18 protein-coding genes and 1 pseudogene are annotated in these 22,186 nt (G+C 62.6%); 14 read left to right on the forward strand and 5 right to left on the reverse strand.

Features of this window, described 5'->3' with window-relative positions:
- Positions 1-12: 12 nt before the first annotated feature.
- Positions 13-1,275, reverse strand: coding sequence for an ABC transporter substrate-binding protein (locus RAE21_RS17010; protein ID WP_313882380.1), 1,263 nt, complete (start codon positions 1,273-1,275; stop codon positions 13-15).
- Between the two features lie 269 nt (positions 1,276-1,544).
- Here RAE21_RS17010 and RAE21_RS17015 point away from each other — a divergent pair, with 269 nt between their 5' ends.
- From RAE21_RS17015 to RAE21_RS17060, 10 genes are all read left to right on the forward strand, one after another.
- The gene (locus RAE21_RS17015) at positions 1,545-2,792 is read left to right on the forward strand and encodes an ABC transporter substrate-binding protein (protein WP_313882381.1); all 1,248 of its coding nucleotides are present in this window, start codon (positions 1,545-1,547) and stop codon (positions 2,790-2,792) included.
- 111 nt (positions 2,793-2,903) lie between these two features.
- Positions 2,904-3,818 carry a carbohydrate ABC transporter permease gene (locus RAE21_RS17020; RefSeq protein WP_313882382.1) on the forward strand — a complete coding sequence of 305 codons (915 nt, stop codon included), beginning with the start codon at positions 2,904-2,906 and terminating at the stop codon, positions 3,816-3,818.
- 8 nt (positions 3,819-3,826) lie between these two features.
- Positions 3,827-4,681, forward strand: coding sequence for a carbohydrate ABC transporter permease (locus tag RAE21_RS17025; protein WP_313882383.1), 855 nt, complete (start codon positions 3,827-3,829; stop codon positions 4,679-4,681).
- Between the two features lie 11 nt (positions 4,682-4,692).
- On the forward strand, positions 4,693-5,835 hold the full coding sequence (locus RAE21_RS17030) for an ABC transporter ATP-binding protein (RefSeq protein ID WP_313882384.1): 1,143 nt from the start codon (positions 4,693-4,695) through the stop codon (positions 5,833-5,835).
- Positions 5,825-6,715: a glucosamine kinase nucleotide-binding domain-containing protein gene (locus RAE21_RS17035; RefSeq protein ID WP_313882385.1), complete on the forward strand. Its 891-nt coding sequence runs from the start codon at positions 5,825-5,827 to the stop codon at positions 6,713-6,715. The genes RAE21_RS17030 and RAE21_RS17035 overlap by 11 nt, the downstream gene beginning before the upstream one ends.
- A gap of 19 nt (positions 6,716-6,734) precedes the next feature.
- Entirely contained in the window at positions 6,735-7,757 is a 1,023-nt protein-coding gene (locus RAE21_RS17040; protein WP_313882386.1) for an SIS domain-containing protein, read from the forward strand.
- Between the two features lie 9 nt (positions 7,758-7,766).
- Positions 7,767-8,561, forward strand: a complete 795-nt coding sequence (locus RAE21_RS17045) for an aldose epimerase family protein (protein WP_313882387.1) — start codon at positions 7,767-7,769, stop codon at positions 8,559-8,561.
- 66 nt (positions 8,562-8,627) lie between these two features.
- A complete protein-coding gene (locus RAE21_RS17050) occupies positions 8,628-9,236 on the forward strand; it encodes a TIGR00645 family protein (RefSeq protein WP_313882388.1) in 609 nt (202 codons plus the stop codon).
- Between the two features lie 143 nt (positions 9,237-9,379).
- Positions 9,380-10,327, forward strand: a complete 948-nt coding sequence (locus tag RAE21_RS17055) for an ABC transporter ATP-binding protein (protein WP_313882389.1) — start codon at positions 9,380-9,382, stop codon at positions 10,325-10,327.
- The gene (locus RAE21_RS17060) at positions 10,324-11,694 is read left to right on the forward strand and encodes a hypothetical protein (protein ID WP_313882390.1); all 1,371 of its coding nucleotides are present in this window, start codon (positions 10,324-10,326) and stop codon (positions 11,692-11,694) included. Before RAE21_RS17055 ends, RAE21_RS17060 begins: the two co-directional genes overlap by 4 nt.
- On the opposite strand, the gene RAE21_RS17065 is transcribed toward RAE21_RS17060, so the two are convergent.
- Complete coding sequence (locus tag RAE21_RS17065) at positions 11,691-12,626, reverse strand: cation diffusion facilitator family transporter (RefSeq protein ID WP_313882391.1); 936 nt, start codon at positions 12,624-12,626, stop codon at positions 11,691-11,693. The two genes, RAE21_RS17060 and RAE21_RS17065, sit on opposite strands and share 4 nt — an antisense overlap.
- Before the next feature lie 429 nt (positions 12,627-13,055).
- On the opposite strand from RAE21_RS17065, the gene tssC reads away from it, so the two are divergent.
- The gene (gene tssC, locus RAE21_RS17070; protein WP_313882392.1) at positions 13,056-14,732 is read left to right on the forward strand and encodes a type VI secretion system contractile sheath large subunit; all 1,677 of its coding nucleotides are present in this window, start codon (positions 13,056-13,058) and stop codon (positions 14,730-14,732) included.
- Positions 14,733-14,990: 258 nt separating this feature from the next.
- Here tssC and RAE21_RS17075 read toward each other — a convergent pair whose 3' ends face one another.
- Entirely contained in the window at positions 14,991-17,939 is a 2,949-nt protein-coding gene (locus RAE21_RS17075) for a DNA topoisomerase III (protein ID WP_313882725.1), read from the reverse strand.
- Between the two features lie 117 nt (positions 17,940-18,056).
- Between RAE21_RS17075 and RAE21_RS17080 the strand changes: the two are divergent.
- From RAE21_RS17080 to RAE21_RS17090, 3 genes and pseudogenes are all read left to right on the forward strand, one after another.
- A pseudogene (locus RAE21_RS17080) lies at positions 18,057-18,545 on the forward strand (SET domain-containing protein); the annotation flags it as partial.
- Positions 18,545-19,333, forward strand: coding sequence for a biotin--[acetyl-CoA-carboxylase] ligase (locus RAE21_RS17085; protein WP_313882393.1), 789 nt, complete (start codon positions 18,545-18,547; stop codon positions 19,331-19,333). The pseudogene RAE21_RS17080 and the gene RAE21_RS17085, both read left to right, overlap by 1 nt.
- Positions 19,334-19,338: 5 nt before the next feature.
- Positions 19,339-19,998 (forward strand): SPOR domain-containing protein, encoded by a 660-nt coding sequence (locus tag RAE21_RS17090; protein ID WP_313882394.1) that lies wholly within the window; start codon positions 19,339-19,341, stop codon positions 19,996-19,998.
- Here the strand turns inward: RAE21_RS17090 and RAE21_RS17095 are convergent.
- A complete protein-coding gene (locus RAE21_RS17095; RefSeq protein WP_313882395.1) occupies positions 19,995-21,455 on the reverse strand; it encodes a sensor histidine kinase in 1,461 nt (486 codons plus the stop codon). The genes RAE21_RS17090 and RAE21_RS17095 overlap by 4 nt on opposite strands.
- Positions 21,452-22,126, reverse strand: a complete 675-nt coding sequence (locus tag RAE21_RS17100) for a response regulator (protein ID WP_029706776.1) — start codon at positions 22,124-22,126, stop codon at positions 21,452-21,454. Before RAE21_RS17100 ends, RAE21_RS17095 begins: the two co-directional genes overlap by 4 nt.
- Positions 22,127-22,186 lie beyond the last annotated feature (60 nt).

A 22,186-nucleotide genomic window follows, 5' to 3' on the forward strand; every position in this document is an offset into this window, starting at 1 on the left:
GGTCGTGCGGGTTTAGCGCTCAGTGCTGGTTGCGCGGATCACGGAGGCCAGGCGGCGCTGGGCCTCCGGGGTTTCCATGCGGGAGTCGGTCAGGTAGCGCCACAGGGTCTGGGCCACCGCGTCTTTGATGGCTTCGTCCGCTGCCATGCGGTGGGCCAGGCTGGGTACGCGCGCATTGCGCGCAAGGGCAAAGGTTTCCCACGAGTCGCGGGCGCAGCTGTCGAGTGCAGCGGGATCAATATCGCGGCGCACCGGCACCGCGCCTTTAATGCGGTTGTAGGCCAGCTGCGCCGGAATGCCGGTGACCACCTCGGCCATTTTTTCTTGGGCAGCCTCGCGCGGGCGGGCGCTCACCAGCATGGCCAGGGTGTCCACGCTGTAGAGGTGCATGTTCTCGGTGCCCGGCACTACGGCGCAGCCGAAGTCGCGCACCGGGCTGGCGCCCCAGGCCATGAGTTCGCCCTTGGCCCAGTCGCCCATGATCATCATGCCGGCGTTGTCGGCCATGAGCTCGCGGGTGCTCTCGGTCCAGGGGCGCTCCACCGGCGCATCGGTAGCCAGTGCGCGCAGCCAGCGCAGGCGCTGCAGGGCGCGCTCTACGCGGGCGTCCATCCAGGCGCTGCTCTTGCGCTGCACGATCAGTTCGCGATAGAGCGCAGGGCCAGCGTCGCCGAGCAGCACGGTCTCAAACACGGTGGCAATCTGCCAGGGCTCGTCGCTCCAGGCCAGTGGCCGTATGCCTTTGGCCTGCAGCTTGCGGGCGGCCATTTCAAATTCGGCCCAGCTGCGGGGCGGCGTGAGGCCCAGCTTGCTGAAGACCTTGCGGTTGTAGAGCAGGGTGTTGATGCGCTGAATGCCCAGTGGCGCGGCAATCACATCGCCCTTGTAGGTGACGAGTTCAAGCACGGTAGGGAACAGCACCTGCGACCAGCGCTGGCGCTGCGCCACCGCATTGAGTGGCATCACCAGCCCGATGTCGGCCCAGTCGGTCAGAGTGGTGCCGATGAGCTGCGCCACATCCGGCGGGTCACCCATGAGCACCCGGCTCTTGAGCACTTTGACAGCCGCCATGCCCCCGCCACCGGGGATGGCGGCATCCTTCCACTGCACGCCGGCCTGCGCCAGCTGCAGGGCCAGCTGGTCGGCAGCTTTGCGCTCGCTGGCCGAGGTCCACCAGTGCAGCACGTCCATGGGCACCCCCGTGGGCTGCGCCTGTGCGCTGTGCAGGCAGACACAACACAGCAGCAGGGTGGCGAGGCGGGCGAAACCTTTCATTTCCTGTCGATTTGTAATGTTGTGTATGCCTGCCCGTCCGCACCCCCGCCAGCGGCCTTAGCGGGGGCCGCGCGGCAGGTAATAAAGCGTAATGCGCAGGGGCGGTGCATGGCGAAAAAATCCAATGGAATCAACGACTTATCTTTGTAATAGGGCCTGCTTGGTGCGGTTTGATATTACAGGGGTCAAAGCATAACCTCCGCCCCACTGAACGGCTACCGCCATGCACGGAGCCGGCAGTTTCATTCAACAAATGATCAGGAGATTCCATGTCCCATTCCCTTCGCCTCGCCGCAGCTGCGGCAGCGCTGGTTTGCAGTAGCTTTGCAGGTGCCGGTACCCTAACGATTGAGAGCTGGCGTGTCGACGACAAAACACTCTGGGAAGACGTGCTGTTGCCCGCCTTCTACAAAGCCCACCCCGGCATTACCGTCAAGTTCGCGCCCACTGCGCCGCCTGAGTACAACTCTGCGCTGAATGCCCGCTTGACCGCTGGCACTGCAGGTGACTTGGTGACCTGCCGCCCGTTTGACGTGTCCTTGGACCTGTACAAGAAGGGCCACCTGGACAAGCTCAACGGCAACGCCGCCCTGAAGAACTTCCCCGAGTCCGCCCAAGTGGCGTGGCAGACCGATGACGGCAAGGACACCTACTGCGTGCCCATGGCGTCGGTGATCCACGGTTTCTTCTACAACAAGAAGGTGTTTACCGAGCTCGGCCTGAACCCGCCCGTGACCGAAGCTGACTTCTTCAATGTGCTGGACAAGGTCAAGGCCGCCGGCAAGGTCGCTCCGATTGCCATGGGCACCGCCGACCAGTGGGAAACCCACCAGATCGTGTACACCGGCATCGGCCCGAACTACTGGAAGGGCGAGGAAGGTCGCAAGGCACTGATCGCCGGCAAGAAGAAGTTCACCGACCCCGAGTTTGTGAAAACCTGGGACGTGATGGGCAAGTGGGCCAACTACCTGCCCAAGGGCTACCAGGCCCAGACCTATGGCGATTCGCAAAACCTGTTCGGTAGCGGCCGTGCAGCGATTTACCCGACCGGATCGTGGGACATCTCCTATTTTGAAGGCAACAGCAAAGTGGAATTCGGCGCCTTCAAGCCGCCCGTGGCCAAGGCTGGTGACCCTTGCTATATCTCGGACCACACCGACATCGCCATGGGTGTGAACAGCAAGAGCAAGAACAAGGCAGACGCCCAGGTGTTCCTGAACTGGCTGGCGAGCAAAGAGTTTGCCGACCTGTACACCAACAAGGTGACCGGGTTCTTCTCGCTCTCTAACCATGCGATTGATGTGAAGAACCCGGTGGCCAAGGAAATGATCGGCTGGCGCAAGCAGTGCAAGAGCACCATCCGCCTGAACGCCCAGATCATGAGCCGCGGTACCCCGAGCATGGAAAACGAGTTCTGGAACGTGAACTCCCAGGTCATGAACGGAAAGATGGCGCCCAAAGATGCTGCTGCGCAGATCCAGAACGGTTTTGCCAAGTGGTACACGCCTGCGAAGTAAAGCGCAGCGTGTGAGTCAAGGGTGCAGGCCGGTGGCTTGCACTCCGGCGGCGCCCAGCAGGGGCGTCGCTTCCCCCGTTCTCCTTTGTCTCTTTGACCAACAAGGTCTCCCATGAAACTCGGCTTTTCCTGGCGGGTGCTGGTGTTTATCGCCCCGGCATTGCTGATCTACGCCACCTTCAGCGCCTTGCCGCTGATCGATACCCTGCGCTTAGGCCTCTACAGCGCAGACGACACCGGCCTGCGCAGCTTCACCGGCCTCTCGAACTACCAGACCATCTTGAGTGACCCGCAGTGGTCGGCCAGCTTCTGGAATGCGATGGGCAACAACCTGAAGTTCTTCGGCATCCACATGCTGGTGCAAAACCCGGTGGGCCTGCTGTTGGCGGCCCTGCTGTCGCTGCGCAATGTGCGCTTTGCGGCCACCTACCGCACCGTGTTCTTTTTGCCCACGCTGCTGTCGGTGGTGATCATCGGCTTTGTGTGGCAGCTTATCTTGTCGCCGCTGTGGGGCGTGTCTGAGCGGCTTTTGACACTGGTGGGCCTGGGCGACTGGTTCGCCCCTTGGCTGGGGCTGGAGAGCTCGGCGTTGATCACCGTGTCGTTGATGTCGGTGTGGCAGTACATCGGCGTGCCGATGATGCTGATTTATGCCGCGCTGATCGCTATTCCGGAGGACATCATCGAGGCCGCCGTGGTCGAGGGCGCCTCGCCCTGGCGCATCTTCTGGCAGATCCGCCTGCCGCTCATCCTGCCCACGCTGGGGCTGGTGACCATCCTGACCTTTGTGGCCAACTTCAACGCGTTTGACTTGATCTACACGGTCAAGGGCGCGGTGGCAGGCCCCAACTACAGCACTGACATTCTGGGCACGCTGTTCTACCGCACCTTCTTCGGCTATCAGTCGCAAGTGGCCAGCCCGACCATGGGCGCGGCCGTGGCTACGCTCATGTTCCTCGTGATTCTGGTGGGCGTGGCGGTGTACTTCCTCGCGGTGCAGCGCAAGCTGCAGCGCTTTGCAATGTGAGGCCGCCCATGGCAAACCACACCTCTTCCAAATCGCTGCCTTTCGCGCCCAGCCGCGTGTTTGTGCACCTGACTCTCATTAGCTATTTGCTGCTGGCGCTACTGCCTATCTTGTTGGTGTTCATGAACTCGTTCAAGAGCCGTGACGCGATCTTCAACGACCCGCTGTCGTGGCCTACGCCCGAGACGTTTTCGCTCATCGGCTACACCAAGGTGCTGGGCCGCTCGGACGTGCTGATGTACTTCGGCAACAGCTTCATCGTCACGATTGCGTCGCTGTTTTTCATATTGCTGTTCGGGGCCATGGCGGCCTGGGGCTTGTCGGAATACCGCTTCAAGGGCAACCGCTGGCTGAAGTTCTTTTTTGCCTTCGGCATCATGGTGCCTATCCGCCTCGGCACGGTGTCCATTCTGCAGCTGATGGTGGAGCTCAACCTCGTCAACACCCTCACCGCACTGGTGCTGGTGTATGTGGCACAGGGCCTGCCGCTGGCCATCATGATCCTGTCAGAGTTCATGGGGCAGGTGCCCGGTGAGCTCAAGGATGCGGCGCGTTGCGACGGCATTGACGAGTTCCGCATCTTCTTCCAGGTGGTGGTGCCGCTGATCCGCCCGGCCATTGCCACGGTGGCCGTGTTCACCATGGTGCCTATCTGGAACGACCTGTGGTTTCCGCTGATCCTCGCGCCTTCCGAGCAGACACAGACCATCACCCTGGGGATCCAGCAGTTCGTGGGGCAGTACGCCACTGACTGGAATGCCGTGTTGGCCTCGCTCTCGCTGGCCATCGTGCCGGTGGTCACCCTCTACGCCCTCTTCTCCCGTCAACTGATCCGCGGCATCACCGCGGGCGCCGTCAAGTAAAGCAGAACACCATGGCAAGCGTTTCCCTCACCAACATCAGCAAGCGCTACGGCAACAACGCGCCGGTGCTGCACAACATCAACCTCGAGATCGAGCACGGCGAACTGGTGGTGCTGGTCGGCCCCAGCGGCTGTGGCAAGTCCACCTTGTTGCGTGTGCTCTGCGGGCTCGAAGACATCAGCAGTGGCGAGCTGCGCATCGGCGACGACCTGGTCAACGACCTGCCGCCCGCCGAGCGCGGTATTGCCATGGTGTTCCAGAGCTACGCGCTCTACCCGCACATGACGGTGTACCGCAACATGTCGTTCGGGCTCAAGATCCACGGCGCCAACAAGGCCGACATCGACAAGCGCGTGCGCGACGCCGCCAAGGTGCTGCACATCGACCACCTGCTGGAACGCTTGCCGCGCGAGCTCTCGGGCGGGCAGCGCCAACGCGTGGCCATTGGCCGTGCCATCGTGCGCGAGCCGCGCTTGTTTTTGTTTGACGAGCCGCTCTCGAATCTGGATGCTGCGCTGCGCGCCAAGACCCGCATCGAGCTGGCCCGTCTGCACCGCGACCTGGGCGCCACCATGGTCTATGTGACGCACGATCAGGTGGAAGCCATGACCTTGGGCGACAAAATTGTGGTGCTCAGCGAAGGCCATGTGCAGCAGGCTGGCACCCCGCTCACGCTGTATCAGCAGCCTGCCAACCGCTTTGTAGCGACCTTCATCGGCTCGCCCACCATCAACCTGTTGCCGGCCCGTGTGGTGGAGGTGCTCGACGGCGGCGCCCGCCTGCTGTTGGGCAATGGCAGCAAGGTGCTGGCCACGGTGGACAGCAGCCAGCTGCAAGTGGGTGAAAGTGTGGAAGTGGGCCTGCGCCCCGAGCACTGCGAAGTGCTGCCCGCCGGTGTGGCGCCTGCAGCGGACGACACCGCCCTGGACGCCGAGATCACGCTGGTGGAGCACCTGGGTGAGTCCAACCTGCTGTACCTCAAGATGGACGACGGGCAGGAGCTGATCGTGCGTGGTGACGGCAATGCCGAAGTGCGCCTGGGCGACTCGGTCATTGTGCGTGCGGCACCTTCGGCCCTGTACCTCTTCCGCGCTGACGGCGTGGCCTGCACCCGCTTGAACCCCGGCAACATGCGCTCGGCCCATGCACGCTGAGTCGCTGCCCGCACACATTCACTACGCCATCGGCATTGACGGCGGCGGCACCAGCACCCGCGCGCGGGTGGTGCACCGCAGTGGTGTGGTGGTGGGTGAGGGCAAGGCCGGTGCCTCGGGCCTTATGCAAGGTATCCCGCAAGCCTGGCGCCACATTGCACAGGCTATTTCGCACGCTACCGAGGGCAGGTTGCAGGCCGGCTGGCCGCAGCCTGTGCCGGCCAACTGCGCCTTGGGGCTGGGCTTGGCCGGTGCCAACAACCGGGGGTGGCACGCAGACTTTCTGGCCGCTGACCCAGGCTATGCCAGGCTCAAGCTGGAGTCGGATGCGGTGACCGCTTTGTGGGGTGCCCACGGCGGGAATGCCGGGGCCTTGGTGATTGTGGGCACAGGCGCTATCGGGCTGGCCCTGTTGCCCGATGGTCAACAGCGCGTCAGCGGTGGCTGGGGCTTTCCGTGCGGGGACGACGGTAGCGGCGCCGATATCGGCCTGCGCGCCGTGAACCTGACCCAGCGCTCGTTGGATGGGCGGGCTGTGGCTGGGCCTTTGAGTACTGCGATTCTGCAAGCCACCGGCGACACTCCCGACGCTTTGTTGGCATGGACGGGTGCCGCACGCCAGTTTGAGTACGCCACGCTGGTGCCTTGTGTGTTCGCCCATGAGCACCAGGACCCGGAGGCCGCTCGCCTGCTCTGCTACTCCTTGGAGCAGCTCGAGTCACTCGCCCGCGCTGTAGATCCCAACCACACGCTGCCGCTGGTGGTGGCCGGCAGCATCGGCCAGCGCCTGGTGCCCCGGCTCAGTGGCTTGGTGGGTGCGTGTGTAGTGCCACCGCAGGGCGACGCCATGGACGGCGCCCTGACCCTGTGTATGCAATGACATGAAGAGAGATTCCGGAATGACAACATTGATGTTGCAAGAGGCCCTGTCCTCAGCGCGCCAGGTGGCGCAACAACTGGCCGGCGACGAAGGTCGCTACGCCGCCCTCGGCAAGGCGCTTCGCGCGCTACCGCCCCAGGGTGCGGTCACCATTGCCCGCGGCAGCTCGGACCACGCAGCCGCCTACTTCGCCTATTTGGTGATGTCGCGCACCGGGCAGCTGGTGACCTCGCTGCCCATGTCGCTGCTCACCCTTTACAAGGCGCCCATGGCGCGGCAGCGGGTGCTGGCGGTGTCCATCTCGCAGTCGGGCCGCAGCCCGGACTTGTACGAGCCGATGCAGGTGTTTGAAAAAGCCGGGGCGACCACGGTGGCGCTGGTGAACGACATCAGCTCGCCGCTGGCGCAAGCGGTGGACTGGGCCATGCCCTTGCACGCCGGCCCCGAGAAGAGTGTGGCGGCCACCAAGAGCTTTATTTGCGGTTTGGTGGGCGGTGCACGGCTGGCCGCGCACTGGGGTGCCCATGCAGATTTGCTGGAGGCCTTGAAGACACTGCCAGCGGCGCTGGAACAGGCTTGCCAGCAGGACTGGAGCGCTGCTATCGAGCCCCTGCGCACCGCCAGCCAGCTCATGGTGATAGGCCGCGGCCCGGGACTGGCGATTGCGCAGGAGGCGGCTCTCAAGTTCAAGGAGACCTGCGGTATTCAGGCCGAGGCCTTCAGTGGCGCCGAAGTCAAACACGGCCCCATGGCGCTGGTGAACGACAACTACCCGATGCTGATTTTTGCCCTGCGCGGCCCGGCCCAGCAGAGCCTGATTACTTTGGCCGCCGAGATGCGCGGCCGTGGCGCACGGGTGCTCTTGGCTGCACCGGCCGATGTGGCAGAGCGGGACCTCACCCTCTCCACCGCTCCGCAGGAGGACCTGGACCCTATCACCGCCATCCAGAGCTTCTATTTGCTGGTGGAAGCCGTGGCCCGTGCGCGCGGGCTGGACCCGGACCAGCCGCCCCATCTCTCGAAAGTCACAAGCACCCGATAAACTGGGGGAATGACATTTGAAACTTTGACGATAGACGGTGCGCCTGCAGTCCGGCTGCAGGGCCCGCACGGGGACTCGGTTACTGCGCTGCTGCGGGGTGGCCAGGTGATCTCGTGGATCGATGCAAGCGGCACCGAGCGCTTGTATTGCAGCCCGCTCTCGCCACTGGCCGGCCCGCAAGCCGTGCGGGGCGGGGTGCCGGTGATTTTTCCGCAATTCAGTGGGCGCGGCCCCCTGATGCGCCATGGCTTTGCCCGCACCCGCGACTGGGCTTTGGCCGACACACCCGCCGGTGCCGTCCACCCCACGCTGGTCTTGCGCATGGAACATGCCGCCGCAGAAACCGAGCTGTGGGCCCATGACTGTGTGTGTACCCTGACCGTGGTTCTGGAGGCGGCTGGCCTGCGCATCACGCTGGCAGTGCACAACACCGGCAGCAGCCCCTTGACTTTCCATGCTGCACTCCACACCTACCTCGAGGTGGGTGACGTCACCCAAACCACGCTGGCCGGCGTGTTGCCCCAAGGCGAGGTCTTGTCGCTGGCCGAGCCGATTGACCACTTGTTTGAATCTGTGCCCGGACCCTTTGCCCTGCGCAGCCCTGCCAGTGCCTTGGACATGGCCCACGCAGGCTTTACCGACGCAGTGGTCTGGAACCCCGGGCCGCAGGCCGTGATTGCCGACTTGCCCGCCGGAGGCTATGCCCGCTTTCTGTGTGTGGAGGCGGCCTCGGTGGGTGTGCCGGTGCAGCTGACACCGGGCGCGCACTGGCAAGGTAGCCAGTACTTGGTCACCGCCACGTAGGGCTAAGCCCCGCTTTTTTACAATGCCGGCGCACACGGTGCCCGGCACCCTCTAACGGAAACCTCCATGAATTCTCCTGAATCCTCCTCCAAGCGCCCCAAGTTGCGCCCCATTCCCAGTTTCATTTTTGCCAGCCGCTGGCTGCAGCTGCCGCTCTACATCGGGCTGATTGCGGCACAAGGTGTGTACGTCTTCCATTTCTGGCTGGAGCTGGTGCACTTGCTGGAAGCCGCTTTCGGCAGCCAGACCGCGCTGCAGGCGCTGGTGACCAGCATCGGCTACAAGTCAGATGTGCCGGTGCCCGCGCTAAACGAGACCATCATCATGCTGGTGGTGCTCGCGCTGATTGACGTGGTGATGATCTCCAACCTGCTGATCATGGTGATCGTGGGCGGCTACGAGACCTTTGTGAGCCGCATGGACCTCGACGGCCACCCCGACCAGCCCGAGTGGTTGAGCCATGTGAACGCGTCGGTGCTCAAGGTGAAGCTGGCTACCGCCATCATCGGCATCAGCTCCATCCACCTGCTCAAGACTTTTATCAACGCTGCCAACTACGACGAAAAAGTGCTGATCGCCCAAACGGCGATTCACATCACTTTCTTGTTCTCGGCAATTGCGATTGCCTACACCGACAAGCTGCTCAACAGCAGCCACCAGAACACCAGCCACTAAGGCAGGTTCGCCGCAGGCCACTAGGCAGTGGCCTGCCCCCGGGGTGCAGGGTTTTGAATCAAATAAGCCTTTTGCCCACGTAAATACTGCGCTAGTAGCTACTAAAAATATAGCAAAAGTGGCGTAACAAGGGACGGATTCTCATGATTCAAGTTCGCGATCTGGTGTTCGACTACCTGGGGCACCGGGCGCTGCACGGCGTGTCGGTCGATATCCCCAAAGGCACGGTGACTGCACTGGTGGGCCCCAACGGAGCCGGCAAATCGACCCTGATGCGCTGCATGGCGGGGCTGGATACGCCGCTCTCGGGCAGCATCACGGTGGGCGGGGTCGATGTGCAAGAGCACCCGCGCGAGGTGCACACCAAGCTGGGCTATCTGTCAGACTTTTTCGGGCTCTATCAGGAGCTCACGGTGCAGCAGTGCCTGAGCTATGCCGCGGCCGCCCAGGGGATTGCAGACAAGCACATTGCCAAGCGGGTGCAGGACGTGGCCCGCTTTTTGAACCTCACCGACAAGCTGCAAAGTCTGGCTAGCAACCTGTCGCGCGGCCAGCGCCAGCGGGTAGCGATCGGCCAGGCCATCGTGCACATGCCGCAGGTGCTATTGCTCGACGAGCCCGCCAGCGGCCTGGACCCCGAAGCCCGGGCCGATTTGTCGGCCCTGTTTCGCACCTTGCAGGCCAAGGGCATGACGCTGGTGGTGTCGAGCCACATCTTGAGTGAGCTCGACGAGTACTGCACCCATATCCTTTCGATCCGCGATGGTCGGGTCAGCCGCTTTGCCAGCTTGGCTGCCACTGCGACCGGCGCTGAAGGGGTGATCAAGACGCTGGTGCAGATTCAGCTTGCTGCGCCCGCACCGCAATTGGCCGGGCTGTTGGGGGCCTACGAGGTGGCCCATCTGGATGTGCAAGGCCTGGCCCCCAGCACGGTGTATTTGCCCGCGGGCGACTTGGCGGCACGCGCTGCGCTGCTGGCGCGCCTGACCGCTGCCGGTGTACCGGTGTGTGGCTTTCAGGAGGTGCGCACTACGCTGCAAGCCAGTTATGACCAGACCGGTGTATCCGGCCGCCCAGGAGAGTCCGCATGAACCCCGAATTCAAACGCAATCTCTGGCTGGAAATGTCGCCCACCCGCTTGGCTATCATGCCCGGGGTGCTGGCCTTGATCGGCCTGTTGGTCTATGTGTTGAACCCGGACGACCCGCAGCGCAGCTTGTTTGTAGCGTTCTCGGTGCTGTTTGTCGGTTTGACCGTGGGTTGGGGCAGTTTGCTGGTGGTGTCGAGCATCAACAACGAGGTGAGCGAGCGCACCTGGGACCAGCAGCGCTTGAGTGCCCTGAGCCCGTGGGACATGGCCTGGGGCAAGCTGTTCGGCAGCGCTGCCTACGCCTGGTATGGCGGCTTGCTGTGCGCCTTCGTCGCGGTAGTGGCGGCCTTGTCAGGGCCGGCGTTCTGGAGCCGTTGTGTCTGGTTGCTGGTGGGTGCCGTGGGCACGGTGGCGTTGCACGCGTGGTTGATGGCGAGTCGCTTGCATACCCTGGATATCCGCTCGGAAAAAGCCAGTGGCATGGCCGGGCGCCTGTTTGGTGTGTTTCTGGTGCTGCAAACCTTGCCGGTGATTTTCATGGTGTTGCGCGACCCGAGCTCGCCGGACCGCGAGGGTCTGGGCAGTTGGTGGGGCTGGGGGCTGCCCCTGTCCATTCAGTCGTTGTTGGTGGCTTTGCTGCTGTTGGCGCTGGGCTTGCTGGCGCTGTGGCGCAGCATGGGCAAGCAGCTGATGGTGCGCGGTGTGCCCTGGGCTTGGGCACTGGGCGTGTTGGGCCTGGGCTGGGTGATCGCCGGCTTCATGCCGGCTCCCGGCTGGGGCGCGCCGCTGTGGATGACGCTGGCGTGTACCGCGCTGGCATCTACCTACGGGGCGCTATTCACCGAGTCCAACAACCGGCTCGTCTGGCAGGCCGTGCTCTACCACCGCGCGCACAGCCCGGCACGCCGGGTCTGGCAGGCCCTGCCCCTGTGGCCGGTGAGTTGGGCGCTGGCCGCCGTGTGCCTGGTGGCCTATTCGCTTACCGGGGGTGCTGCCAGTGAGGCTGCCCGCGATGTGCCCGCGCTCGAGGGGTTGATGTGGATGGCCTTGCTGCACACCCTGCGGGACTGCGGCATCTACCACTTCTTTGCCTTGCGCAACACCAGCCGCAAGCCCACCGCCATGACGCTGCTCACGCTGTTTGTGCTGGGGGTGGTGCTGCCGGCCCTGGTGGCCAGCGCAGCGCCCGGCTTGGCGCCTTGGCTGGAGCCGTTTTTCGGTGTCAAAGCGCTGGCGATGGGAGAAGAGTCGCTCGGTGCGAGCGCCTGGCTCGGCATGGCCTTGCATCTGGTGGTGGTGGCAGGGCTGGTGGCTTGGCGCTGGTCGGCCGGCGCACCCGCTGCCCTGCGCAGCGCCCGGGCAGATTAAGTACGAGCGTGGTCCGCGTCGGGCCGGTGCGCCGGGTCGACGTGGGTCATCAAATTCAAAACCCGGTGGCGCTGGAGCACCGCTTGGCGGGCCGCCACGGCGATGTTGTGACCCTCTTCCACGGTGAGCAGCGCGTCCACCTCGATGTGGGCATCTGCCACCACCATGTCGCCCATCTTGCGGGTGCGCACATCGTGCACGCCTGATACCCCTGGCGTGGCCAGCAGAGTGGCGCGAATGGCTTGGACTTCAGCTTCATCAAGGCCGCGGTCCATCAGGTCGTGCAGCGCATCCCACGCAAAGCTCCAACCCATTTTGCCGACCATGAAGCCCACAATCAGGGCGGCAATCGGGTCGAGCAAGGGGTAGCCGGCCATGCTGCCGAGAATGCCCAGGCTCACCACCAATGACGAGGCGGCGTCCGACCGCGCGTGCCAAGCGTTCGCCACCAGCAGGCTGGATTTGACGGCCTTGGCGACGCGCAGCATGTAGCGGAACAAGAGCTCTTTGGTGACGATGGCCCCCAACGCCACCCACAAGGCCGTGGTGTGGGCCGGGGCAATGGTGTCGTGCGACTCCAGCTTGCCCAGGGCCGACCAGACCATTCCGCCGCCCACAGCCAGCAGGATCAGGCCCAGGGCCAACGACGCTGCGGTCTCAAACCGCTGGTGCCCGTAAGGGTGGTCGTCATCCGCATCTTTTTTGGCATGGTGGCCGGCGAACAGAACCACAAAGTCCGACACGAGGTCAGACAGTGAGTGAATACCGTCCGCGATCAGCGCCTGTGACTTGGTGAGCGTGCCCACAATGATCTGGGCACTGGCCAGCACCACGTTCACCACCACGCTCACCCAGGTGCTGCGGCTCGCAGCTGCCGCGCGTTCAGCGGCACTGTGGGGGGCGTGTTCGTCTTCTTGTTCGGTAAATTGCATGAGATTCCCGAAAGGTGAAACCAAAAGGGCGGCAAAGCCTGGCCTTTTGCATGGGTGAAATCACAAAGTGACCCGTCGCTGTAGCGTTGCGCCATGCACGGCGCTCCCCGTGGTGAGAGGCTTGACGCTATCACATTGCCAAAAGAGGTGAGCCAGTACTGGAGTCAAGGTAAAAATTGCGACCATTGGCGAGCACACCAGCTGCGCAAATCAAAGCCCTTTTAAGGCCAAAAACCCGTGCCATACTGGGCTGCAGGCGCTTGAATTTCCTATTCCCTGGCCAATTGCATCGGGTCCCGGGCCTAGTCGGCATTGCGAAACTTTGTTTTCTCAGCATAGGGCCCCCAAGCCGCAAACCATGAAAATATCTCGATCTGCAGGGTGGGTCGTGTCTCGCCTCCAGACGGAACACATTCACGGAGTTAATGAATGAAAACACACCCCTTTGTCAGAGCCGGCGAGAACCAGCCGACGCCAGTAGTGACCCCGGTGAAAATCACTTATGACGTAAATACCGGTGGCACCATCGACAAACGGGAATTGCCCTTTATCGTAGGCATTCTGGCGGATTTGTCTGGCGCCAACCGGCCCGAAGCAGTCCTCAAGTACCGAAACATGGTCGAAATCGACCGGGATCAATTCGATGAAGTACTTCGGGCCTGCCGACCCGGCGTAGACCTCTCTGCGCTGGATAACCTGCTGCCGGGGGCCGCCTCTCCGAAGCTGGCGGGTATCCTGAATTTTGAAAAACTGGCAGACTTTGATGCATCGGCTGTTGTGGCCCGCATCGAGGGACTGCCGTCCCTTTTTGAAACGCCGGAGGGGAAGTCGACGGCCAGCCGTCAGTTGTCCTTGATTTTGCAATCTCCCTCTTTCCAGGCGCTCGAGGCCACTTGGCGTGGGCTGTATCGGCTGGTCTCTCGCGTCGAAACCGGGAAGCTGTTGAAACTCCGGGTGTTGAACGCCAGCCGCCAGGAGCTTTTGAACGATCTGGAAAAAGCCGTGGACTTTGACCAGAGTAGCTTTTTCAAACTGATCTACGAAGCGGAATACGGTACCTTCGGAGGCACGCCTTACAGCCTGCTGGTGGGCGCCTATGAGTTCGGCCGTGATGCCGCTTCCATTGAAGGCCTGAAGAAGATTGCGAAAGTTTCGTCCGCCGCCCACGCTCCGTTCATCGCTGCTGCCGACCCGAGCCTCTTTGACTTACAGAGTTTCACCGACCTTCATAAGCCTCGCACACTTGCCAAAATCTTCGAGTCGGTTGAGCTCATCGGCTGGCGTGAATTCCGTGAGTCGGAAGATGCCCGCTACGTTGCGCTGGCACTACCTCGGGTGCTGATGCGTGTGCCCGCAGGGGTGGGTGACACGAGTGCTTCGGTATTGGATTTCCGAGAGTGCCTGAACGACAGTGGCGATCCCGCTGCACCGCCGCTGCATGATCGGCTTCTTTGGGGTAACCCGGCTTTCCTGCTGGCGGAATGCATCGCCAGCGCCTTCGCCCGCAATCGCTGGCCTGCCGCGTTCCGAGGAGTCGAATCTGGCGGGCTGATATCGGGGCTGAGTTGCTTTCGTCTGGACCCATGCGCAGGCGGAGCACCCCAAGTTGGGCCGACCGAACTTCCCATCACCGACCGTCGGCTGTTAGAACTGGACGCCTTGGGCTTTGTTGCCCTTTGCCAGCGCAAAGATACCGCCGAGGCCGCCTTCCTTTGCGCAAAAAGCACAAGCCGTCCTCGTGCGTACATCTCTGACGAGGCGAATGCCAATGCCAACGCATACTTCGCGTCCACCTTACCGGCCATCCTCACCGCTTCCCGTTTCGCCCATTACCTCAAAGTCATCATGCGGGAGAAGGTGGGCAGTTTCTTGACCCGAGCGAATGTAGAAGCCTATCTCAACACTTGGATTGGCCAATACGTACTGCTGGACGACAAAGCCTCTCAGGAAGTGAACGCCTCTTATCCCTTGCGGACGGCATTCATCCAGGTCTCAGATGTTCCCGGCGAGCCCGGCGTCTATAGCGCCGCGGCTTTCCTACAGCCCCACTTTCAAGTAGAGTCGCTTACGACCTCGATCCGGCTTGAGGTCAAGCTGCCCTTGTAAGCTTTTCTACCCATTTCGCAGGTATTCATACGGATCGCATCTTTTAGCAACCAGGCGGTTCGAATGTCCTTGGCGGTGAAGCTCTACATCGCCCGCAACTGCGGCTAGAAGACGGGCAGCACCTGGCGAATGCGCTGCGCGACGCCGTCATCAGCGAAATCCAGTTCCAGTCTCACGAGGAGGACAGGCCCGCCGAGCAGTTCAGCTCAATTTCGCCCGTATGTGTGCAACTACCGTGCTCCGAATACAGGCCACGCATCAGGACAGGTGCTTGCCGGCAATGCCGGCCAACTCAAACATGGTGACCTGCGGCTTGCCGAACACCGCGAGCAGCTTGGCATCGGCGTTGATGCTGCGCTTGTCCTTGGCATCCTGCAGGCCGTTGGCCTTGATGTAGTCCCACAGCTTCTTCATGACCTGCGGGCGCGCAACCGGTTCGGCGCCAATCACCGCGGCCAACTCGGCGCTGGGCTGTTTGCCGCTGGCGGCTGTGGTTTTGCGCGGAGCCTTGGGCTTGGCTTCTTTGACGGCAGCGGCCTTCTTTGCAGGTACTTTTTTGGCCGCAGCGCCCGTGGTTCCTGCGCGGGCAGCTCCTGTTTTGGTAGCGGCACCGGTCTTGGCAGCTGCCTTGAAGGCGGTCTTGCGGGGCGGGAATTTGCTGGGTGCGAACTCGAAGTTCACCTTGCCCTCGGCCGCGTCCCAGGCCAGCATGGCCTTGAAGGCACGGCGGGTGCGCATCGAGACGAACTTGTCGAGCAGGTCGGTCTTACCGGTGGCCAGCAGCTTTTGCATCTGCTCGCGCTCGATGGGTTGCTGCAGGATGATCTGGCCGCTCTTGAAGTCGCAGCTCGGGGTGGGCTGCGCATCGGTGGGGACCGATTTTTCACACACGTAGTTTTTGCCGTGTTCAAACACGTTGCCGCCGCACTTGGGGCAAGCGCCCAAGGCGGTCTGTGTGCCGAAGTCGACCAGTTCACCGTCTTCTTCGCCGGCTTTGTCATCGCCGAAGTCGAACTCGAGTTTGTAGTTCTTTGCCTCTTCATCAAACTTGATGACCATCTCGGCCACAAAAGGCCAGCCGGCCTTGGAGCGGAAGCCGTCCAAGGGGCCGATGTGTTTGTCACGCAGGAACTGCTCCACCTCTGCGGGCTCGAAGGTGCGCCCTGCCGGGGATTTGCCGAACGAGAAACCGCAGCCTTCGCTGTGGCCATCTGCACCGGTGCAGGTATAGCGGCGGTAGTTTTCTTTGACGATGCCACTGCAGTTGGGGCAAGGGGCCGCCAGGGTGGCGTAGTCACCGGGGATGGTGTCGCGGTCGTATTCCTTGGCCTTTTTGACCATGTGCTCGGTCATGGCAGCGATCTCGGCCATGAACTTTTCGCGGCTGAGCTTGCCCTGCTCCATCTGGGCGAGCTTGTATTCCCACTCGCCGGTGAGCTCGGCCTTGGTCAGTTCCTGCACGTCCAGGCCGCGCAGCAGTGTCATGAGCTGAAAGGACTTGGCGGTAGGAATCAACTCGCGGCCTTCGCGCAGCATGTATTTCTCGGCAATCAGGCCTTCGATGATGCTGGAGCGGGTGGCTGGTGTGCCTAGACCCTTCTCTTGCATGGCTTCGCGCAGCTCGTCGTCTTCCACGGTTTTGCCCGCACCTTCCATGGCGCCAAGCAAGGTAGCTTCGGAGTAGCGAGCAGGAGGCTTGGTCTTGAGGCCCTTGGGGTCTACCGGGTCGCCCTTGACCTTTTCGCCGGGCGCCACGGGCACCAGGTTCTGGCCCTTGTCGCCTTCCTTCGCGTCTTCCACTTCGGCGGCGGCTTCTTTGCCGTAGATGGCCAGCCAGCCCGGCTTGACCAGCACCTTGCCTTCAGTCTTGAAGGCGTGCTGTGCAGCGGTGGTGATGCGGGTGGTGACCTGGTATTCGGCACTCGGGAAGAACACCGCCATGAAGCGGCGCACCACCAAGTCGTACAGCTTTTGCTCCGCCTCGCTCAGGCCGCTGGGCGCTTGCAGGGTGGGGATGATCGCAAAGTGATCCGATACCTTGGCGTTGTCGAACACGCGCTTGGTGGGGCGGATGTAGTTGTTATTCAGTGCGACCAGTGCGTGCGGCGCCAGATGGCGCATGTCGCTGTCGGCCAACATCTCGAAGGTCTTTTTGACGACCGGCACATAGTCTTCGGGCAGGGCCCGCGAATCGGTACGCGGGTAGGTCAGGGCCTTGTGGCGCTCGTACAGGCTCTGGGCAATCTGCAAGGTGGTCTTGGCCGAGAAACCAAACTTGCCGTTGGCCTCGCGCTGCAGGCTGGTCAGGTCAAACAGCAGGGGAGACGCCTGGGTGGTGGGCTTGCTCTCTTCGGTCACGGTGGCGGGCTGGCCGCGCACCGCGTCTGCAATCGCCTTGGCCTCGGCCTGTGTCCAGACCCGGTCGGCCTTTTTCTCGGCGTCGTCGGCCTCTTTTTTGTGGGCTGGGTTGAACCACTTGCCCGCGTACTCGCCCGCTTGGGCGGCGAAGGTGGCGTGGATCTCCCAGTAATCGCGGCTGACAAACTTGCGGATCAGCTCTTCGCGCTCTACCACCACTGAGAGCGTGGGGGTCTGCACCCGACCCACGGTGGTCAGGAAGAAACCGCCGTCGCGGCTGTTGAACGCGGTCATCGCACGGGTGCCGTTGATACCCACCAACCAGTCGGCTTCGGATCGGCAGCGGGCGGCGTCGGCCAGGGGCTGCATCTGGGCATTGGTGCGCAGGTTGTCAAAGCCATCGCGGATGGCCTGGGGCGTCATGGACTGCAACCATAGGCGGCTGACCGGCTTGCCCAGCGGCTTGGCGCCACCGGCGTATTGCTCAATCAGGCGGAAGATCAGCTCTCCTTCGCGGCCCGCGTCGCAGGCGTTCACGATCTTGTCGACATCCTTGCGCTTGGCCAGCTTGACCACCGCGTTCAGGCGCGTCTTGGTTTTGTCGACGGGCTTGAGGTCAAAGTGGGGCGGGATGACGGGCAGCTGCGCAAAGCTCCATTTGCCGCGTTTGACGTCATAGGCCTCGGGCGCCTGGATCTCGACCAGGTGACCGACGGCGCTGGAAACCACGTAGCTGTCGCTCTCGAAATATTCGTCGTGTTTTTCAAACTTGCCCGCCACCGGAGTGAGTGCACGCACGATGTCTTGTGCGACCGACGGCTTTTCAGCAATAACCAATGTTTTGTTCAAAACGGTGTTTTTCATCTGACTACAATCCAATTCTCGCGTGCGCGCAGGCGCGCACTTGCACACGCAGGCACGCACACATGCGCGCCCATACGATTCACCATACCAAACTTTCCGGCCGTGGCAAAAACCCCAGTGAAATCCTCCACAAGTGTGCCCGCCTCGCCGGCACGGCGCATCCAGACACGGCGCTCCGGGGTACATGGCAAAGGGGTGTTCGCGCTGCAGGATATCGCCGAAGGCGAAACCATCATTGAGTATGTGGGCGAGATCATCAGCTGGCAGGAAGCCCAGGACCGCCACCCCCACGACCCGAAAGACCCGAACCACACGTTTTACTTCTCGCTCGAAGATGGCAACGTGATCGACGCCTTGTTCGGCGGAAATTCCTCGCGCTGGATCAATCACTCTTGCGACGGCAACTGCATTGCTGACGAGGAAGGCGGCCGGGTCTTTATCAAGGCGTTGCGCAACATCCGCGCCGGCGAAGAGCTGAACTACGACTACGGCCTGATTCTCGAAGAGCGTTACACCAAGAAGCTCAAGGCGGAATATCCCTGCTGGTGTGGCAGCAGTAATTGCCGCGGCACCTTGTTGGCCCCCAAGCGATGAACGTCACCCGCTGGCCTGCGGAAGCGATTTGGGAAGCGGTGTTTGCGGTCCTTCCCGGTTTTACTGTCGAGGTGTTGCCGGAAATTGATTCCACCAACTCAGAACTGATGCGGCGCGCACGGGCTGGCCAATGTGAGCCGGTGCTGCTGGTCGCAGAGCGGCAGACCGCCGGCCGTGGCCGCCTGGGGCGCGACTGGCAAAGCGACACGCAGGGCGACGGGGGCACGTTGACCTTCTCGTTGGGCCTGCCTTTGCAGCCTGCGGATTGGTCGGGGCTGTCGCTGGCGGTGGGGCTGTCCGTGGTGCAGAGCTTGCACCCGGAGTTGCAGCTGAAGTGGCCCAATGACGTCTGGTGGCAGGGCCGCAAGCTGGCTGGCATTCTGATTGAAACCGCCAGCGCTGGCACGCAACGCTACGCCGTCATTGGTGTGGGCATCAACATCACGCCGCGCAAGGGGGATGGTCTGCGCACCCCGCCTGCGGCCTTGCAAGAATTGCTGCCTGATGTGGATGCGCCAGAGGTCTTGCACCGGGTGATCGCGCCTTTGGTGCAAGCGGTGCTGACGTTTGCGACCGAAGGTTTTGCACCGTTGCGCAGTTCCTACCAGGCGCGTGATCTGTTGGCGGGTCAGGCGGTGGTGTGTACCGATGGCACACAAGGCACCGCACTGGGTGTAGATGCCAGCGGGGTGCTGCTGGTCGACACCGGGGCGGGAACTGTCAGAATCAACAGCGCGGAAGTGAGCGTGCGTCCGGTATCTGCACCCCCCCTCAACCCCTCCTGACTTCTATGTTGCGACTGATTGTCCTGCTACTCCTTTTGGCAAACGGCCTGTACTTCGCGTGGAGTCACCGTTATTTGCAGATGTACGGCTTTGCCCCGCACACCAGCAGCGAGCCGCAACGGGTGCAGCAGCAGATCAAGCCGGACTCGGTGCAGCTGTTGACGGCTGCAGAGCTGAAAAAGGTGGAAGCCCAGATGCTGGCCGATGCGGGCCCCAAGGAGTGCCTGCAAGCCGGCCCCTTCAGTGACGAGGAAGCCGCGGCCCTGCGCCGGGTGCTGAATGAAGCGCTGCCCGCAGGCGGCTGGCAGGTGGACCCTGTCAAAGTGAGTGCGCGCTGGGTGGTTTACGTGGGCAAGCTGGCCAAAGGCGAGACGCTGGCCAAAAAGACTGCGGATCTGGCGGCTTTGGGCATCAAGGCGATACCGGTGGCGAACCCGGATCTACAACCCGGTTTGGTACTGGCAGGCTTTGAAACGGAGGCGGCCGCCAAGGCGGAGCTCGCCCGTTTGGCGCCCAGAGGCATCCGTGGCATCAAAGTGCTGCAAGAGCGCCAGGCGGCCACTGTGCAGCAGTTGCGAGTGCCGGCGGCGACCGAGGCCATCAAACTCCGGCTTCAGGATGTGAAGGCCGCCTTGCAAGGGCACGGGCTCAAGAGCTGCAGTTAAGCGCCCTCGGAGGGCGGGTTGGCCGCGGAGGGCGAAAACCGCAAGGTGAACGTGGTGCCCGGCGGCGAGTAACTGGGCCTGCTGTCTTCCACCGCAATCTCTGCGTGGTGCTGGCGCGCAATTTCCTGAACGATGGGCAAACCCAAGCCGGAGCCATCGGCTTCGTTGCCGAGTGCCCGGTAGAACGGTTGAAAAACGAGTTCCCGCTCGGCCGCTGGGATGCCTGGGCCGTTGTCTTCTACCTGCAGTACCAGCGCGCCGCTGAACGGATCCAGCAAGACCCTGGCTGTGATCACGCCTGCACGGTCTGCTGTGGACGGCGTGTAGTTGATGCCGTTGTCGACCAGATTGCGCACCATTTCTTTGAGGAGGGTGACATTGCCCGGAATCGCGACGCCGGGTGTTCCCGGTTCCACGCCTTCGTAGCCCAGATCAATGGACTTTTCCAAGGCTTTGGGCACACAGTCCCGCACCACTTCCATGGTGAGTTTTGCCAGATCGCAGGGCTGGTGTGCCAGCACGGTGCCGCTGCTCTCGGCGCGGGCAAGGGCCAGCAGTTGATTGACGGTGTGGGTCGCGCGGATGCTGGAGCGGCCGATCTGGCGCAGCGACTGTTTCAAATCGTCTGCGCTCGCGCCTTGCCGCTGCGCAAGATCGGCTTGCATACGCAGACCTGCCAGCGGGGTTTTGAGCTGGTGCGCTGCGTCGGCCAAGAAGCGCTTCTGGGTCGAGATCGAGTCTTTGAGTCGCATCAGCAGGTCGTTGACCGAGGAGACGAGCGGCACGACCTCCAGGGGCACTGCTTCTACATCCAGCGGGCTCAAATCGTCCGGGCTGCGGGCCCGGATGCGCTCTTCTAGGCGGTTCAGGGGTTTGATCGCTTGCACCAGCGCCAACCAGACCAGCAGCACCGCCAGAGGCAGGATGACAAACTGGGGCAGCATCACCCCTTTGACAATTTCGGTCGCGAGGACCGAGCGCTTGTCCATGGTTTCTGCGACTTGAACCAGCGCAGGCCGGCCGCCGGGGATGTCTGTGCGCACCCACATGGAGGCGACTCGCAAGTCGACCCCTTTGTAGTCCAGCTCCCGCATCCGGACTTCGCCCTGCGGTACCCGGTCGTCGTCGGGCGGCGCCGGCAGGTCTTTTTCGCCGCTGAGGTACTCACCCTGGCTGCCGAGGACTTGGTAGTAGACGGTGTCCGCATCGTCTGCCCTGAGTAGCTCGCGGGCAGGCAGAGGGAGCACAAACTGCACGCGGTCTTTGCTGACCGTAATCAGCTGGGCCAGGGCTCCGGCGTTGTACTCGAGGGCGCGGTCAAACGGCTTGCCGGCAATGCCCTGCGCTACGAGCCAGGTCAGTACCAGACTCACGGGCCACAGCAGCAACAGCGGGGTCAGCATCCAGTCGAGGATTTCCCCGAACAGGCTGCGTTGCTCCCGCTGGAATATTTTCATCCTGGTATTTTTTCCAAGCAGTAGCCCAGCCCGCGTACGGTGGCGATGCGGATGGGGCCCTTTTCGATCTTCTTGCGCAGGCGGTGGATATAGACCTCGATGGCGTTGTTGCTCACCTCTTCGCCCCACTCACACAGGCGCTCCACCAGCTGGTCTTTACTGACCAGGCGGCCCGCGCGCTGCAGCAGCACTTCCAAGAGGCCGAGTTCGCGGGCAGAGAGCTCGACCATCTTGCCGTCGATGGTGGCGACCCGGCCGGCCTGGTCGTAGGTGAGGGGGCCGTGTTTGATGCTGCTGCTCGTCGCACCCATGCCGCGGCGGACCAAGGCGCGCACCCGGGCTTCCAGCTCTTGCAGGCTGAAGGGTTTGGCCATGTAGTCGTCTGCACCGTAATCGAGGCCTTTGACCCGCTCGTCCACGCTGTCCGCAGCAGTGAGGATCAACACGGGCAATGAGGACCCCCTGCCCCGCAGTTTCTTGAGGACTTCCAGGCCGTGCATCTTTGGTAAGCCCAAATCCAGAATCAACAAGTCGAATTCGGTGTTGGTCATGAGCGCGGCGTCGGCTTCAGTGCCGCTGGCCACATGGTCTACCGCTGCACCCGCGCCGCGCAGTGCGCGTAACAGGCCATCGGCCAGAACTTGATCGTCTTCAGCTATCAGTATGCGCATGCGTGTCTCCTGGCAGGGTGCGGCACTGTGTCCGCTTGACGCCATTCTAGGCGTGCAGCT

The organism is Rhodoferax potami, from assembly GCF_032193765.1.
Lineage (GTDB): Bacteria > Pseudomonadota > Gammaproteobacteria > Burkholderiales > Burkholderiaceae_C > Allorhodoferax > Allorhodoferax potami.

Coding starts and splice junctions, on each gene's coding strand:
- RAE21_RS17045 (WP_313882387.1), top strand. CDS start 7,767: ATGACATTTGAAACTTTGACGATAGACGGTGCGCCTGCAGTCCGGCTG.
- RAE21_RS17085 (WP_313882393.1), top strand. CDS start 18,545: ATGAACGTCACCCGCTGGCCTGCGGAAGCGATTTGGGAAGCGGTGTTT.
- RAE21_RS17035 (WP_313882385.1), top strand. CDS start 5,825: ATGCACGCTGAGTCGCTGCCCGCACACATTCACTACGCCATCGGCATT.
- RAE21_RS17030 (WP_313882384.1), top strand. CDS start 4,693: ATGGCAAGCGTTTCCCTCACCAACATCAGCAAGCGCTACGGCAACAAC.
- RAE21_RS17015 (WP_313882381.1), top strand. CDS start 1,545: ATGTCCCATTCCCTTCGCCTCGCCGCAGCTGCGGCAGCGCTGGTTTGC.
- RAE21_RS17100 (WP_029706776.1), bottom strand. CDS start 22,126: ATGCGCATACTGATAGCTGAAGACGATCAAGTTCTGGCCGATGGCCTG.
- tssC (WP_313882392.1), top strand. CDS start 13,056: ATGAAAACACACCCCTTTGTCAGAGCCGGCGAGAACCAGCCGACGCCA.
- RAE21_RS17025 (WP_313882383.1), top strand. CDS start 3,827: ATGGCAAACCACACCTCTTCCAAATCGCTGCCTTTCGCGCCCAGCCGC.
- RAE21_RS17040 (WP_313882386.1), top strand. CDS start 6,735: ATGACAACATTGATGTTGCAAGAGGCCCTGTCCTCAGCGCGCCAGGTG.
- RAE21_RS17090 (WP_313882394.1), top strand. CDS start 19,339: ATGTTGCGACTGATTGTCCTGCTACTCCTTTTGGCAAACGGCCTGTAC.
- RAE21_RS17010 (WP_313882380.1), bottom strand. CDS start 1,275: ATGAAAGGTTTCGCCCGCCTCGCCACCCTGCTGCTGTGTTGTGTCTGC.
- RAE21_RS17095 (WP_313882395.1), bottom strand. CDS start 21,455: ATGAAAATATTCCAGCGGGAGCAACGCAGCCTGTTCGGGGAAATCCTC.
- RAE21_RS17020 (WP_313882382.1), top strand. CDS start 2,904: ATGAAACTCGGCTTTTCCTGGCGGGTGCTGGTGTTTATCGCCCCGGCA.
- RAE21_RS17065 (WP_313882391.1), bottom strand. CDS start 12,626: ATGCAATTTACCGAACAAGAAGACGAACACGCCCCCCACAGTGCCGCT.
- RAE21_RS17050 (WP_313882388.1), top strand. CDS start 8,628: ATGAATTCTCCTGAATCCTCCTCCAAGCGCCCCAAGTTGCGCCCCATT.
- RAE21_RS17060 (WP_313882390.1), top strand. CDS start 10,324: ATGAACCCCGAATTCAAACGCAATCTCTGGCTGGAAATGTCGCCCACC.
- RAE21_RS17055 (WP_313882389.1), top strand. CDS start 9,380: ATGATTCAAGTTCGCGATCTGGTGTTCGACTACCTGGGGCACCGGGCG.